Below are 14,817 nucleotides of genomic sequence, written 5' to 3' on the forward strand. Positions count from 1 at the left end.
AGTTTCACCCGGCCACGGCGATGACCTTGGTTTCCAGGAACTCCTGGAAACCCTCGACGCCGGATTCGCGGCCGAGACCGGACTCTTTGTATCCACCGGACGGCACGTCGTGCCCGTAGAAGAAGCCTCCGTTCACGGCGACCATGCCGCTGCGGATCCGGCGGGCGACGGTGACCGCAGCGTCCTCGTCGCCCCACACGTAGCCGGCCAGGCCATAGGACGTGTTGTTGGCGATGTCGATGGCGTGTTCCACATTGTCGTAGGGAATCATCGCGAGCACGGGACCGAAGATCTCTCGCTGCGCGATGGTCGAGTGCGGATCGACATCGGCGAACAGAGTTGGCTCGACGAAGAATCCGCCGCCGAAGCCGTCGGGGATCCTCCCGCCGGTGAGCAAGGTCGCTCCTTCAGCGACACCTTGCGCGATCAAACCCAGCACACGATCCTGCTGTACCTTGCTGATCTGAGGCCCCTGTACGATGCCGGGATCGGTGGGGTCGCCGAAAGGCATGTGCTCGAATGTGATCCGCGCCAGTTCCCTGGCCTCGTCATAGCGTGAGCGCGGCACCAGCAACCGCGTGGGCAGCACGCACCCCTGACCGGCGTTCATGCAGACCACCCCTGCTGCCTGCGGCACGATCTGGGTGAAATCTGCGTCTTCGAGCAAGATGTTGGCCGACTTGCCACCGAGTTCGAGCGCCACACGGGCCACACGCCCCGACGCGTCCGCCATCAGCTTCTTGCCGACCGCGGTGGAACCCGTGAAGTGCACCAGATCCACTCGCGGATCGACGGCGAGGCGTTCGGCAACTGCGTTGTCCGACGGTGTCACGACGTTGATGACACCGGCCGGGATATCGGTCTTCTCGGCGATCAATCTCGCCAACAAGGTGGCATGCCAGGGTGTTTGAAAGGCCGGCTTGAGGACCACGGTGGCGCCCGCCGCCAGTGCCGGCAAGATCTTGGTCATCGCGGTCTGCAGCGGGAAGTTCCACGGTGTGATCGCCGCAACCACGCCGATCGGTTCTTGACGGATCACATGGCGGGTGCCTGACGCCCACGGGCGGTCCGGCATCGTGTGTTCGTATTCGAAGTTGGTGGCCATGTCGGCCCAATACGGTATGGACGAGATCGGCCAGTCCGAGTGGAACGTGTTGGTCGTCCGCACCGCCACTCCGATCTCGGCCACCGCGGTGGCCCGGAACTGATCGGCGGATTCGGCCATGGCCTTGTGCAACTGCAGTAAGCAGTGGCGCCGGAACTCCGCGTCGTGTGGCCAGCTCGATTCATCGAAGGCCCGCCTGGCGGCGTCGATGGCACGGTCGACGTCGGCGGCGCCGGCATCGGCAACGGCCCCGATCACCTGCCCGGTTGCCGGGTTGACGTTGTCGAACGTCTTTCCGTCGGAGGCGGTGACGAGTTCGCCGGCGATGAGCATCGCCTCCTCGCCGTGCACGCCCCGCTTCAGGGCCGCCATGGTGGAGTCAGTGGGATCTTGCGCACCCCACAGCCCGCCGAGCACGCGCTTGAGTTCGATCAGATCGAAGCTTGTTGTCATGTGGGTTCCTCAGGCTTCCGGATCGTGGATGATGACGCCGCGGATGTTGACGCCGGCGCGTAGGTCGTCGTAGCCCTGGTTGATGTCTTCCAGGCGGTAGCGGGTGGTGATCAGCTCGTCCAGCTTCAGCTTTCCCTCGTCGTAGAGGCGCAGCAGACGGACTATGTCGTACTGCGGATTCGACGATCCGAACAGACATCCTTTGATGGTCTTCTCCATCAAGGTCATCTCCATCCCGGAGACATGAACAGTCAGCTTGGCCGGGTCGGCAAGGCTGGCGAGGCTCACGGTGCCACCTTTGCCGATGACGTTGAACGCATCGCTCACCACTTTCTCGTCCGGTGTCCCGACGAAGATCAAAGCGCCGTCCGCCATCTGACCCCAGGTGATCTCGCGAACGGCCTCATGGGCCTCCTCTGCGGTGGCGAACGCGTGTGTTGCGCCGAACTTCAGCGCCATATCCCGTTTGAATTCGACCGGATCGACCGCGACGACGTACCTGGCACCGGCCATCACCGCGCCTTGAATCGCGTTGATACCCAAACCGCCGATGCCATAGATCACTGCGGTGTCACCGGGCCGGATGCCGTTGTTGTACACGGGCCCACCCCAGCCGGCGGGTACACCGCATCCGACCAGCACCGCAGTCTCCAGGGGTATCCACTCGTCGACTTTGACGACGGAGTGCTGAGACACAGTGGTGCGTTCGGCGAAACTCCCCAGGAGGCAGAGGCTTCCGTAATCGACACCGTCTTTGTGGAAGCGAAAGGTGCCGTCGGGGAAACGTCCGTCGAGAATCGTCGCTCCCATGTCACAGAGGTTCGAACGGCCGGTCGCGCAGTATCGGCAGGTGCCGCAGTTGGGGATGTAGCTGCACACCACGTGGTCGCCCGGTTTCACCTTGGTGACGCCGGGTCCGACGTCCTCGACGATGGCCGATCCCTCGTGCCCACCGACGATCGGGTACCTCGGGGGCATGTCTCCGTCGGTCAGGTGCAGATCGGAGTGACACAGACCGGCGGCGACGTTCTTGAGCAGGACCTCACCCTCTTTGGGGCCGTCGAGCTCGAGCTCCATGATTTCGAACGGTCTGTTCACCCCGAGGCTCACGGCGGCTTTGGTTTTCATCTCGGACGGTTCCTTCCACGAAATTTTGTGACGAGAACACCGAAGCGGTGGAAAGCCAATCGGCCGACGGTCGTGCGAAGTGAACATCGCCGGACCCAGGAGGTCGATGTGGCTGGGATCACTATGCACGATCGTGTCATTGGTGCGCAATAGCGGTCCTCTTTACGTAATTACGTATCGATCTGTCATGTCGCGCCGAGGGGTCTCGGTCAACTATGTAATTACGTAACTAAACACGTTATTGCGAAATTCCCGCGAACGTGCCAGAGTGATGTGGAGCACTCCGGGAGAAAGGCGGACATGAAGGTCTACGAGCAGGTGGCCAGACAGCTGTCCGGGCATTCGGTGGACACGGTGTTCGGGCTCCTCGGTGACGCAAACATGTACGTCTGCAGCGCATTCGAGGCGGCGGGCGGCCGGTTGGTGCGGACGTCACACGAGGCCGGCGCCGTCAGCATGGCCGATACGTACGCACGAATGACCGGCCGGTGGGGAGTCGCCGCGGTCACCCACGGGCCTGGCCTCACCAACGCGCTCACGCCGCTCGTCGAAGCCGCTCGCTTCCCGAGTCCAATTCTGCTGATCACGGGTGACACCCCGGCCGAAGCGACCCATATGCAGCGCCTCGACATCGCCGCGCTCTGCGCATCGGTGGGGGTGACCCACGAGAGGATCCACCGGCCGGACACTGTGCGCCGCGACTTCGCCCGCGCCGTGCAACGCCTCAAATCGACGAATGCTCCTGTTGTGCTCAACGTTCCGCTACCGGTCAGCCTGTCGGACGTTGATTCACCGGACACCGTCTCGATCCCGTCCGCGGCCTGGGCGCCGTCGGCGCCGCATACCGACGAAGAGGCGCTGGACGCCGCCTTGGGGCTCGCAGCGTCTGCATCGCGCCCGGTGGTTGTCGCGGGGCGAGGTGTGATCGAAAGTGGCGCAGAAGCTTCGGTTCTCGACCTGGTCGAGGCGCTCGACGCGGGCCTGTTCACAAGCGGACTCGGTCTCGGCCTGTTCACCGGACATCCGCGTCATCTCGGGATCATGGGCAGCATCGGCCACGACGAGGCCACTCAGGTGCTCGCCGACAGCGACTGTGTGATCGCGGTCGGCGCCAGCCTGAACAAGTACACGAGTTTCGGCGGTGAGCTCTTCGAGGGTAAGTCGCTCATCCAGATCGACCGCGACCCAGTGAAACTGGGCTGGTTCGTCACCCCGACCTGCGTGGTCGCCGGAGATGCGCGAGCGGTCACCGCGTTGATGGCCGACAACATCCGGGAGGGGCAACTGCCCGAGAAGAAACAGTGGAGACAGCGGTGTCACGAGGCATCGGCTGCCATGGCGCAGTGGACACCGCCCGACGATCGGACCGGCACCGACACCCTCGACATCCGCGTCGCCACCCAGCATCTCGACGCTCTGCTCCCCCCGGGCTGCGCCATCATCAGCGACGTCGGCCGGTTCATCGCCGGGTCCTGGCCGTACATCACCAAGGCCACGCCCGGAAAGTTCACGGCGATGACGGGGTTCGGCTCCATTGGTCTGGGGCTCGCCGGAGGGATCGGCGCTGCGGTCAGCGATGTCAGCGACGTGACCGTGGTCCTCGTCGGGGACGGCGGATTCATGATGAACGTCTCCGAACTCGCCACGGCAGTTCGCGAGAGGTTGCCCATGGTCATCGTGGTGTACAACGACGGTGCGTACGGCGCCGAGTACCAGAAGCTCGTCAATGAAGGCTTTCCCGCACACCACTCGTACAACGAGTGGCCCGACATCGCGCGAACAGCCGCCGGAATGGGCTGCCGCGCCTTGACGATTCGCAAGCCCGAGGACTTCGAGTCCGTCGGAGAAGCGATCACCCGGCTGTCCGGGCCCCTCGTGCTCGACATCCGTCTCGATCCGACCCACCACCTGAACTTCTGAAGGGACCACCCACCGTGACCGCTCCCCTGCGCATCGATCGAGCCGGCCGGGTCCAGACCTGGACCATCGACGTCCCGGATGCGGCCAATGCCATCACCGGTTCCGATTTCATCGACGCCTTCGACGCCGCCGTCGATGCCGCGAACGCCGACACCGACATCTCTGTGGTGATTCTCACCGGTGCCGGGCGCTTCTTCTCCGCGGGCGGAAACGTCCGTGACATGCGAGACCGCACAGGGGTTTTCGGACTGGGTCCGCTTGACCAACGGCATGGTTACACGTCGGGCATCCAGCGTGTCCCGCGCGCCCTGCAGCGCTGTGAAGTTCCGGTCATCGCCGCGGTGAACGGAGCGGCGATCGGTGCGGGATGTGACCTCGCCGTCATGTGCGATCTGCGCATCGCCGCGGAAAGTGCCTTCTTCGCAGAGAGTTTCGTGCAGCTGGGGTTGATTCCAGGCGACGGTGGTACGTGGTTCCTGCCTCGCGCGGTGGGCTGGGCACGCGCTGCGGAGATGACGTTGACCGGCGACCGCGTGGATGCTGCCACGGCGTTGTCGTGGGGCCTTGTGAATGAGGTGCTGAGTGACGACGAGCTGTTGCCCGCCGCTCACCGACTCGCCGAACGCATAGCGAAGAACCCCGCGCCTGCAGTCCGGATGGCGAAGCGGCTTCTCCTCGAGTCCCGCACGGCATCGCTGGACTCGACGCTGGCGCTGGCGGCTGCCCTGCAGCCGCTCGCCCATCAGGATCCCGAGCATCACCGCCGCGTCGCCGAACTGACGCGCTGACAGAATCGAGTGAGGATTTGACAGGCAACACAACAGACTTCAGCTGTCCGGCGGTGGCGCCGGGTGCCCTGGACGGCGTCACCGTCCTGGACCTGACAACGGTGGTGATGGGCCCGTTCGCCACCTCGATGCTCGGTGACCTCGGGGCTGAGGTCATCAAGGTCGAGGCGCTCGACGGTGACATCACACGGCGCATGGGCCCGCAGCGCAATCCCGGTATGACCGCCTTGACACTGGGTTTGCAGCGGAACAAGCGCAGCATCGCATTGGACCTCAAAACCGCTGAAGGAAAAGAGGTTCTGGCACGACTGGTGCGTGAATCCGACGTCGTCGTCTCCAATTTGCGGCCCCAGTCACGTGAGGACCTCGGGCTCAGCTACCCGGCCCTCCGCGCGATCCGCGCGGATGTGATCCTGTGCACCGCCCAGGCCTACGCCGAGGCGAGCCCACAACGCAACGAGCCCGCCTACGACGACATGGTGCAGGCCGCATCCGGGCTGACCTCTCTGGTCGAGGCCGTCGACGGTGTTCCCCGCTACGCGCCCTATGTCATCGCGGACAAGGTGAGTGGGCTCTACATCGTGATCGCGGTGCTCAGCGCATTGATGCACCGTGCAGCGACCGGCTCCGGCCAGCACGTCGAGGTGCCCATGGTCGACGCGATGGTCCACTTCAACCTCGTGGAGCATCTCAGTGGGCAGACATTCGCACCGCCGGCCGGGGATTTCGGCTGGAAACGGGTGCTGGTCCCGGAGCGTGCCCCCTACCGGACGTCTGACGGATACGTCTGCATCCTGCCCTACACCGACGCCAACTGGCGGGGCTTCTTCACGCTCACCGGGCTGACGGACCTCCTGACCGACCCCAGGTTCACCGACGTCGACAAGCGACATCAGAACATGGGTTACCTCCACTCCATGATCAGCCGGATCACGCCGCAGCGCTCAACACAGGAATGGCTGGATCTGTGCCGGGACAACGACATTCCTGCTGCGCGTCCCCTCGACCTGACCCGTGTCACCGAAGACTCGTACGTGATGGATCACGGTGTGCTGCAGCGAAACAGTCATCCCACCGAGGGTGATTACTTCAGCGCCCTGACGCCCCTGCGGATGAGCGGGTCGCCTGTGAGCCTTCGCCGCCATGCCCCCATATTGGGTGCCCACACCGCAGAGGTGTTGTCCGAGCTGGGGTACACCGACGACGAGATCACCAGCCTGTCCGACAACGCAGTGGTGGTGATCAAATGACTGCTCCCACGATGTCCGCGGTCGTACCCGATCCTGCGTGGCGGGACCTGCGGCAGCAGGTTCGCAGTTTCCTCGCCGACCAACTCGCGGCGCACCGGTTCGAGCCAGGTATCGACGGCTGGCTCACCGGATGGTCCGACACCTTCAGCCGGTCGCTTGCCCAGCAGGGCTGGGTCGGCATGACGATTCCCCGTCAGTACGGTGGGCACGGGCGCAGCCACTTCGAGCGCTTCGTCGTCACGGAGGAACTTCTGATCGCCGGGGCCCCGGTGGCGGCGCACTGGATCGCCGACCGCCAGGTGGCGCCGTCGCTGCTGCGATATGGCACCGAGGAACAGAAGAAAGAGCTGCTGCCGGAGATCGCCGCCGCCCGGTGCACGTTCGCGATCGGCATGAGTGAGCCCGACTCGGGCTCCGACCTGGCGAGCGTGCGTACCCGCGCCGTCCCCGTCGACGGCGGTTGGCTCCTCAATGGCACCAAGGTCTGGACGTCCGGAGCGCACCACGCCGCCAAGATCCTCGTTCTGGCCCGCACCAGCGGCAGCCACGGCGACCGTCATCGGGGACTCTCGCAGCTCGTCGTCGATCTCCGGGCGCCAGGCGTCGAGATCGTGCCGATCGAGTCGCTCGACGGTGGCCATCACTTCAACGAAGTGGTGTTCACGGATTGTTTCGTCCCGGCCGAAGGCCTGCTCGGCGCCGAGGGGCAGGGCTGGAAGCAGGTGACAGCGGAGCTCGGCTTCGAACGCAGCGGACCCGAGCGGTTCCTGTCGACCGCACTGGTGGTGCGGCTGTTGATCGAACATGTCACCCGCGGCGAAATCAGCCCGGAACCGGTGCTGGGGCAGTTTCTGGCCCGGCTGCACGGGCTGCACCAGATGTCGCTGTCGGTCGCCGCCGCACTCGACCGCGGCGAGAACGCCGATGCGGCCGCGGCGATGGTTAAGATGCTCGGCACCGCCACCGAGGGCGATCTCGTACAAACTGCCGACTATCTCACCGCGACACTGTCGGGCCCTCTGCGTGACGCCGTGACGTGGGCGACCGTGCAAAGGCCGGGATTCACGTTGCGCGGCGGCACAAACGAGGTTCTCGCAGGCGTGATCGCGAGAGGATTGGGGTTGCGATGACAACGTTGGAGGCCATGGTCGATCGAGACCTGCGGGCACTGATCGACTCGGTGCTGGCGAACCACGCCTGCCATGACGACCAGAAGCTGTGGCAGACGTTCGGCGAGCTCGGACTCGCCGACCTGACGCAGAGCGAGGAGCGTGGTGGAAGCGGCGCTTCCTGGCCCGAGGCGGCAGCGCTGGCACGCGCACTGGCTCGCCGCGGTTGCAGGCTGGAGGTGTCCGAGAGCGACCTCGTGGCGGGCTGGCTGCTCGAGCAGGCAGGTGCACCGCCGCGGCAGGCGTTACGCATCGCACTCTTCGACGACGAACACATCAACGTGCCCACCGCATCCGGTCTCGTCGAACGCGTCGCGGTGGTCGGCCATGACGGCGAGGAGTATCACGTCAGCGACGTCCCCGTCACGGACATCGGCGGTGACAGGGAGGGTGATCTCCACCGTGACGAAGACCGTCGCGATCGCCACCTCATCACCCGGGAGACCTTCGAGCTGGCGCGGACGCGTCGGTCACTGGTGCGGGCCATCCAGATCAGCGCGACGCTGGAGACCATAGCGGAGCTCGCGATCGAGTACGCGCAAACTCGCGAGCAGTTCGGCCGCCCCATCGGTAAACAGCAAGCCGTGCAACGCATGATCGCCATCATCGCCGGAGAGTCGGCACTGGCGCGTGCTGCGACCGACGCCGCGGTGTTGGCCGTCTCCGACGACGCCACGCCCGCAACGCAGGTCGCCGCCATGGTCGCGGTCGCCCGCTCATGCTGTGGACACGCAGTCGATCCCGTCATACGGAACGCCCACCAGGTGATCGGTGCCATCGGAACCACCCGCGAGCACCCGCTGCACGTGTTCACCTCCGCCGCATTGGCTCTTCGCGACCGAGACCGCTCCACTCGGGAATGGGATGCCGCTGTACTCGACTTGACCATTCAGGCACAACCACTCAGCGACCTCGACCTCACGCCGGTTCGCACCAAATGAAAGGATCAACGATGACCGACGCGACCCGCACCTGCGAGATTCCCGATTCGATGCAGCACAAGGTGATCTCGCTTGCCGATGCCCCGGAGATCCCCGGGCGCCGCACCTTCCTGCAGTATTTCGACGTCGGTATTGCCGACGCGAGCAATGGGCTCATCAGCACCCAGGTGACCAGAGTCCGTGCCGGCATGAGCAATCCGACCGGTTGGCACTACCACGACTGCGTGTTCCAGTGGCTGTTGATCACCAAGGGCTGGCTGGAGTTGCAGTTCGAAAACGGTGAGAGCAAGCGCATCGAGCAGGGAAGCGTCTGCTTCATCCCGGGTGGCTACCGCCACAACGAAACCGGGACCTCGGATGATCTGGAGTTCGTCGAGATCTTCATGCCTCCCAAGCCGCGGACTGTTGCTGTTGAATCACCACTGGCCTGAACCATCGCCGAGACAAGGACGTCCGCATGGAACTGCGTTTCACCGAGTCAGACTCGGTTCTCATCACGGGCGGCTCGCGTGGCATCGGTGCTGCCACCGCACAGCTGTTCGCGGCCGAGGGGGTGGGTCGGATCCATCTGGTCGGGCGTGACAAGGATTCACTCGAACAGTTGCGTGCCGGTATCGACGCCGACGTGACCTGTCATGCCCTCGACCTGTCCTCACCGACGGATCGGGCCCAACTGGCCGAAACAGTCGCCGAGACAGACATTTTGATCAACAATGCCGGCGCGATACCGCAGGGTTCCTTGGACGACGCCGATCTCGCGGCGTGGCAACGTGCCTGGGAGCTCAAGGTGTGGGGATACCTCGAGCTGAGCCAGATGGCACTCAGAGCCATGAAGGCCCGCAAATCCGGAGTGATCGTCAACGTGGTCGGATTGTCCGGCGAGCGTCCGGATGCCGGATATCTGGCCGGTTCCATGGCCAACTCGGCCCTGATGACCTTCACCCGCGCGGTCGGCGCGTACTCCTTGGATGACGGTGTACGCGTCGTCGCGGTCAATCCCGGACCGGTGCAGACACAGCGCTTGCTCGATGCGCTGCACGTCAGGGCCCGCACGGATTTGGGTGATTCCCAACGGTGGCCGGAGTTCGTCGCGCACTATCCGGCACAGCGTATGGCCACCGCGGAGGAAGTGGCCGACACCATCGCGTTTCTGGCGTCACGTCGAAGCAGCTACACCAGCGGCACCGTGGTCACGTTGGACGGGGGTATGGCCTGGCGCGGCCGCGCACTGTGAGTCGTCGGCCTAACCGGCCTGCTCCCAACGTCGGCGGTGCGACGTCAACAGCTCGACCAGTTCGTCCCTGCGGCTGTGGATCTCCTCGTGCGGCCCGACCACGCTGACCGCCGCAACCGTGCGACCACCCTCACGTACGGCCACGGCCACACCATCTGCGACTTCCGAGATATGCGGCGCCGCACAGACTCCGGTCTCCTGAATCGCTTCGAGTTCGTTCAGGAATCGTTCGCGGTTCGTGTCCTCCTCGGCAGGAAGTGAACTCAGATAGCTCCATAGGTCCCGGCGCGCGAAACCTGCCAGCAGAACCCATCCACTCGACGTGCGGATGAGCGACCGGCGTACCAGGTTCTTGGCCAGGTAGTCGTAACGTGGAGTCGAGGAGCAACTGTCGACATAGAACACGCCCTGCCCCACGACGACCGACAGCAAGGTCGTCAGGCCGGCATCGGCGTGTACCGCCTCGAGCTCCTGATGACCGACCTGTGTCACGAGATGCCGGCCGGCCATGAGGTTCAACAGATACGGTGCACCCCCGAGTCGATAGCGACGGTCATGCTCGTCGAGATAACCCGCGGCGACCAGACCGTTGACGAGACCTTGCAGGGAACTCAACGGGGCGTCCAGGAGTCGGGCGAGTTCGGTGAGCGTGAGCCCGTCATGGTTACGGGCGGCCAGTTCGAGGATGCCGGCAACACGATCGACCATGCGGTGCCGTTTGCGAACGGGGTTCGCGGGCTCGGAGTGTGCCGAACGCTCGGGGGTCATGGAACCATTGAACCACACACTACTTAAATACGTAGATCACTACGCCGGCGATTGTGTCAGTGTCGCGCTGCCGTGTCTTCGACGCCGCACCATCGCGCGACGAAGAGCGCGATCGACTTGGTGATGCGGCGGACCGACTCGATGTCGACCCGCTCGTCGAAACCGTGGATGTCCTTGGAGATCGGACCGTACACCAGCGCCGGGATGTTCGCGTACTGGACGAAGACCCGGCCGTCCAGGTAACCGGGGGTCGTGAAACTCTGCAGCGGGGCACCGCCGAAGGCGTCGGCGTGGCTCTCCCCCAGGATCGCCTCGGCATCCGAACCCTCCTCCAACACATAGCCTTCGGCGTAGAACCCGGTGGCCGTCGCCTCGGCCGAGACCGGGTGGCCGTTGCCGTCGTGTTCGATGGCGGCGAGTTCGGCCGTGATCTCGGACCACGCCTCGTCCGCCGTGATGCCGGGATAGAACGCGATCCTCAGATCGAGTTCGCACCACGCGGGCACGCTGGAGTTCCAGTCGCCGCCTTTGATCTTGCCGACGTTGAGGTTGATGGGGTGCTCGAGGTCCTCGAAGTGGCGGTGTTTCCCCTTCTCGGCGTTCCAGCGCTCCTCCAGCCTGCGCAACCTCTCGACCACGAAATACGCCGCGTCGATCGCGTTGAAGCCGGAACTCATCTCGCGGGGGTGGGTGGGATGCCCCGCGACCCGAACGCGGAACCAGATGGTGCCGACGTTCGCGCGGACCAGCATGTCCTCTTCGGGTTCGGGAATCAGGACGGCGTCGGCCGTGTAGCCGCGCATCAACGCCGAAAGTGAACCGTTGCCCGTGCACTCCTCCTCCACCACGGATTCGAAGTGGATGCGGCCCAGCGGTTCCAGTCGGGCGGCGCGTAGTGCGTCGAAAGCGAACAGGTTGGCCACCAATCCGGCCTTCATGTCACCGCTACCGCGTCCGTACAGCCACCCGTCGACGACCTCGGCCTCCCACGGCGAACGCTGCCACTGGGCTTCCGGACCTTCGGGAACGACGTCGATGTGGCCGTTGAGGATCAGTGATCGACCGAGCTCCTGACGGGGGCGGTAGGTGCCCACGACGTTGTCGACGCCCCGGTAGGAGATCTCGACCTTTCCGGCGCCGGGATGTGTCGCGAGTTGCTCGGGATCGAGTTCCCAGCGGTCCATCTCCAGGCCGCGTCCCGACATGGCGCCGTAGAGCAGATCCTGCGCGGAAGCCTCGTCTCCGCGCAGGGACGGGTGGCGGACCAGCTCTTGCGTGAACTTCAGCTGCCTGTCGAACTGCGCATCCACCGCGGCGAGGATCCGGTCGCGCTGCTCTGGAGTGAGTGCCGGAACGGTGGCGTGGGTCTTGGCGTGGATAGTTGTCACGGGATCATCCGCCCATCATGAGTCGAGGTGTCAAATCTGTTGTTTCCGGATCTGTTTCAGGAAGTCGCCGGTTGGTGCTCGACCGGGTCGTGGCGCAGTCGCATGCGTTCGCCGGCCAACCCGCCGATGGCGGTGATGGCACAGATGCCGATGAGCACCAGGGCGGCGGGCCAGGAGGCGCCGTCGCCGACCGCGAGCAGAGCCGTGGCGATCAACGGCAGGAAACCACTCAGCGCTCCAGCGAGGTTGTATCCCAGCGACACGCCGCTGTACCGCAACGCAGGCGGAAACAGCTCGGCCAGAAGCGCTCCCGTCACTGCGTAGGCCAGCGTGATCAAGGCGATACCGCACGCGACTGCCGCAGTGATGGCCCAGGCGTTGCGGGTGTCGATCAGCCAGAACAGGGGGAATGCCGCAACTGCGGTCGTCACCGCCCCGGCGACGGTCATCCGGCCGGGGCCGAACCTCTCAGAGAGGCGCCCGGCGAAGATGGTCACCGCGATCTGCAGTACCGCGGCCACCAGCGTCGCGTTCACCATCACCTGACGGTCGACCGCCAGCACGTTACTGCCGTAACTGACGACGAACGTCGTCATGATGTAGAAGCCACCCACGCCGAGCAACGCGGCCGCCACGGCAACCAGAAGCCGGCCACCGGCGTTGCGCACGAGCTGGAGTACGGGCACCTCGGCCGCGGCTTCCAGCTCGGCGAGACGCTTGAACACCGGCGACTCCTCCATCGTCAGCCGGATCCACAGCGCCACGCCGAGCAGCGGGAACGCGGCCAGGAATGGCAGTCGCCAGCCCCACGAATCGAACGACTCCGATGGCAGCATGAGCACCAGGGCGAACGCCCCGGACGAGACCAGAGTGCCGACAGGCGAGCCGATCTGAACCAGCGCGGCGAACCGACCGCGTTGCTTGATCGGTGAGTGTTCGATGGCCATGGTGGTGGCACCGCCCCACTCGCCGCCGACGGCGAGACCCTGTACCAGACGCAGTATCGCGAGCATGGCCGGAGCGGCGATCCCGACGGCGGCATAGTCGGGCAGAACGCCCACCAGCCCTGTCGCACAACCGATCATGATGATGGTCGCCAACAGCGCCGGTCGCCTCCCGTACCGGTCGCCGATGTAACCGAAGATGACCGCGCCTATCGGCCGCGCGGCGAAGCCGACGCCGAAGGTTGCGAACGACGCCAACGTCGCGGCCGCAGGGTCCAGGTCGGTGAAGAACAGCCTGTTGAACACCAGCGCTGCCGCTGTGCCGAACAGGAAGTAGTCGTACCACTCGAGCGCTGTGCCGACGAACGCCGCAAACGCGATGCGTCTGGCGTCGCTGCCGGAAAGCTCCACCGCTTCATCGGTGACACGATTCATGCCTTCCAGTCTGTTAGCGGATACTCCAACCCACAATCGCAGGGCTCCTAAGAATCGGCCGCTAGAGTGTGCAGATGCACAACCGGCTGGAGGGCGAGGGTCTGCCCGGGGTGACCGCCTGCCTCGCGGATCTCGAGACCATCGCCACTGCTTACGTCCGGCAGGTCCGCACCCTCACCGGCTATGCGAACTCGGTGGTCAGCGATGACGACCTGCACCAGACCGCCCGCACAACGCTGCGACTGCTGTTCGAGATGATCAAGGGCGAGGACCGATTGGCAGAACTGCAGGAGTACTCCGAGAACATCGGCCGCCGCCGCGCACGCCAGCAGGTTCCGCTCGAGTCACTCCTGCGCGCGGTACGAATGGATTTCCCCTTCATCTGGGAGGCGCTGTCGGCACACACCGCGGGCGGCGCGTCGGCCATCTCGGACTCTGTCGTGTGGATCTGGAACGCCGTCGAACGACACACCACCAACGTGCAGACCGGCTACCTCGACGAAATATCGAGGGTGAACGCCGAACTCGAACTGGAGCGCAACTTCCTGCTCCGGCAACTGCTCAGTGAGGGCAGCCGAGACCCACAGCTCCATCGGCAGGCGGCCGCCGCACTCGGTCTGCCTGCCGACGGCGAATTCGTCGTGGTCGTGTCAGGGGACCAGTACCCCAACGAATTCGCACGGTCGATCGCCCACTGCGCCCCTCGGTCACCGGTACTACAGCTCGAAGGTGTCGAGTTCGCCATCCTCACCGCAGACGCGTTGCAACCTGAGGCAGCGAGGGTTCTGCTCGACATCCCGGCTGGGATCTCGCCTCCCGCGAGCGGCCTCTCCGAGATAGCCGGCATGTGGCACCTCGCGCGTGAACTGTCCGGGTGGGCTGAACCCGGCCGCGCCGCCACAGTGGCCCTGCACTGGGACAAGATCGCCGCACAGCGCCTGGGCGTCGTCGGAACAGCTTTTGTCAGACAGGCTTTGGCCCAGCTGTCGTCACTGCCTCCGCGCGATCAGACCTTGCTCACGGACACGCTGCGCATCTATCTCGACACCGGTTCCGTCACCGAGACCGCTCGCAGGCTCTACTGCCATCGCAACACCGTCATCAACCGACTGGCCAGGGTGACCAGCAGTACCGGCCTCGACCCGGCAGTCCCTCGCGATGCGGGCGCGTTGCGACTGCTGCTGGCGGTCGACGCAGCCGCCGACTGATGACGTCACATTCTTGAAACTTCACGACAACATCTAGGTCATCGACTGCGCCGACGATCTTGGTGTGATCACAGCAGCCGGCGAAA

13 protein-coding genes are annotated in these 14,817 nt (G+C 64.9%); 8 read left to right on the plus strand and 5 right to left on the minus strand.

Annotated elements, in window-relative coordinates:
- Positions 1 to 4: 4 nt before the first annotated feature.
- Both AT701_RS16940 and AT701_RS16945 read right to left on the minus strand, forming a co-directional pair.
- Entirely contained in the window at positions 5 to 1,558 is a 1,554-nt protein-coding gene (locus AT701_RS16940; protein ID WP_058126257.1) for an aldehyde dehydrogenase family protein, read from the minus strand.
- A 9-nt stretch (positions 1,559 to 1,567) separates the two neighbouring features.
- On the minus strand, positions 1,568 to 2,686 hold the full coding sequence (locus AT701_RS16945; protein ID WP_003894835.1) for an NDMA-dependent alcohol dehydrogenase: 1,119 nt from the start codon (positions 2,684 to 2,686) through the stop codon (positions 1,568 to 1,570).
- 300 nt (positions 2,687 to 2,986) lie between these two features.
- On the opposite strand from AT701_RS16945, the gene AT701_RS16950 reads away from it, so the two are divergent.
- Genes AT701_RS16950 through AT701_RS16980 form a run of 7 tightly spaced genes read left to right on the plus strand, consistent with a single transcriptional unit; the run spans position 2,987 to position 9,988 of the window.
- On the plus strand, positions 2,987 to 4,606 hold the full coding sequence (locus AT701_RS16950) for a thiamine pyrophosphate-binding protein (RefSeq protein ID WP_058126258.1): 1,620 nt from the start codon (positions 2,987 to 2,989) through the stop codon (positions 4,604 to 4,606).
- A 14-nt stretch (positions 4,607 to 4,620) separates the two neighbouring features.
- Positions 4,621 to 5,394, plus strand: a complete 774-nt coding sequence (locus AT701_RS16955; RefSeq protein WP_003894837.1) for a crotonase/enoyl-CoA hydratase family protein — start codon at positions 4,621 to 4,623, stop codon at positions 5,392 to 5,394.
- A gap of 53 nt (positions 5,395 to 5,447) precedes the next feature.
- Entirely contained in the window at positions 5,448 to 6,644 is a 1,197-nt protein-coding gene (locus AT701_RS16960) for a CaiB/BaiF CoA transferase family protein (RefSeq protein ID WP_058126259.1), read from the plus strand.
- Positions 6,641 to 7,774, plus strand: coding sequence for an acyl-CoA dehydrogenase family protein (locus AT701_RS16965; protein ID WP_058126260.1), 1,134 nt, complete (start codon positions 6,641 to 6,643; stop codon positions 7,772 to 7,774). The genes AT701_RS16960 and AT701_RS16965 overlap by 4 nt, the downstream gene beginning before the upstream one ends.
- On the plus strand, positions 7,771 to 8,754 hold the full coding sequence (locus tag AT701_RS16970; RefSeq protein WP_058126261.1) for an acyl-CoA dehydrogenase family protein: 984 nt from the start codon (positions 7,771 to 7,773) through the stop codon (positions 8,752 to 8,754). Before AT701_RS16965 ends, AT701_RS16970 begins: the two co-directional genes overlap by 4 nt.
- Positions 8,755 to 8,765: 11 nt before the next feature.
- Positions 8,766 to 9,185, plus strand: a complete 420-nt coding sequence (locus AT701_RS16975; protein ID WP_003894841.1) for a cupin domain-containing protein — start codon at positions 8,766 to 8,768, stop codon at positions 9,183 to 9,185.
- A 26-nt stretch (positions 9,186 to 9,211) separates the two neighbouring features.
- The gene (locus AT701_RS16980; protein WP_003894842.1) at positions 9,212 to 9,988 is read left to right on the plus strand and encodes an SDR family oxidoreductase; all 777 of its coding nucleotides are present in this window, start codon (positions 9,212 to 9,214) and stop codon (positions 9,986 to 9,988) included.
- A gap of 9 nt (positions 9,989 to 9,997) precedes the next feature.
- On the opposite strand, the gene AT701_RS16985 is transcribed toward AT701_RS16980, so the two are convergent.
- Genes AT701_RS16985 through AT701_RS16995 form a run of 3 tightly spaced genes read right to left on the minus strand, consistent with a single transcriptional unit; the run spans position 9,998 to position 13,523 of the window.
- Entirely contained in the window at positions 9,998 to 10,756 is a 759-nt protein-coding gene (locus tag AT701_RS16985; protein WP_003894843.1) for an IclR family transcriptional regulator, read from the minus strand.
- Positions 10,757 to 10,812: 56 nt separating this feature from the next.
- Positions 10,813 to 12,144 (minus strand): ArgE/DapE family deacylase, encoded by a 1,332-nt coding sequence (locus tag AT701_RS16990; protein ID WP_003894844.1) that lies wholly within the window; start codon positions 12,142 to 12,144, stop codon positions 10,813 to 10,815.
- 56 nt (positions 12,145 to 12,200) lie between these two features.
- Positions 12,201 to 13,523, minus strand: a complete 1,323-nt coding sequence (locus tag AT701_RS16995; protein ID WP_058126262.1) for an MFS transporter — start codon at positions 13,521 to 13,523, stop codon at positions 12,201 to 12,203.
- A 74-nt stretch (positions 13,524 to 13,597) separates the two neighbouring features.
- Here AT701_RS16995 and AT701_RS36010 point away from each other — a divergent pair, with 74 nt between their 5' ends.
- Complete coding sequence (locus AT701_RS36010; RefSeq protein WP_058126263.1) at positions 13,598 to 14,731, plus strand: PucR family transcriptional regulator; 1,134 nt, start codon at positions 13,598 to 13,600, stop codon at positions 14,729 to 14,731.
- The last annotated feature ends 86 nt before the right edge of the window (positions 14,732 to 14,817 follow it).

The organism is Mycolicibacterium smegmatis (assembly GCF_001457595.1).
Classification (GTDB): Bacteria; Actinomycetota; Actinomycetes; order Mycobacteriales; family Mycobacteriaceae; genus Mycobacterium; species Mycobacterium smegmatis.

What these genes read in the sequence shown, in the direction of transcription:
- AT701_RS16945 (WP_003894835.1), bottom strand. Translation starts at nt 2,686, where the DNA reads ATGAAAACCAAAGCCGCCGTGAGCCTCGGGGTGAACAGACCGTTCGAA.
- AT701_RS16970 (WP_058126261.1), top strand. Translation starts at nt 7,771, where the DNA reads ATGACAACGTTGGAGGCCATGGTCGATCGAGACCTGCGGGCACTGATC.
- AT701_RS16995 (WP_058126262.1), bottom strand. Translation starts at nt 13,523, where the DNA reads ATGAATCGTGTCACCGATGAAGCGGTGGAGCTTTCCGGCAGCGACGCC.
- AT701_RS16940 (WP_058126257.1), bottom strand. Translation starts at nt 1,558, where the DNA reads ATGACAACAAGCTTCGATCTGATCGAACTCAAGCGCGTGCTCGGCGGG.
- AT701_RS16985 (WP_003894843.1), bottom strand. Translation starts at nt 10,756, where the DNA reads ATGACCCCCGAGCGTTCGGCACACTCCGAGCCCGCGAACCCCGTTCGC.
- AT701_RS16980 (WP_003894842.1), top strand. Translation starts at nt 9,212, where the DNA reads ATGGAACTGCGTTTCACCGAGTCAGACTCGGTTCTCATCACGGGCGGC.
- AT701_RS16950 (WP_058126258.1), top strand. Translation starts at nt 2,987, where the DNA reads ATGAAGGTCTACGAGCAGGTGGCCAGACAGCTGTCCGGGCATTCGGTG.
- AT701_RS16965 (WP_058126260.1), top strand. Translation starts at nt 6,641, where the DNA reads ATGACTGCTCCCACGATGTCCGCGGTCGTACCCGATCCTGCGTGGCGG.
- AT701_RS36010 (WP_058126263.1), top strand. Translation starts at nt 13,598, where the DNA reads ATGCACAACCGGCTGGAGGGCGAGGGTCTGCCCGGGGTGACCGCCTGC.
- AT701_RS16975 (WP_003894841.1), top strand. Translation starts at nt 8,766, where the DNA reads ATGACCGACGCGACCCGCACCTGCGAGATTCCCGATTCGATGCAGCAC.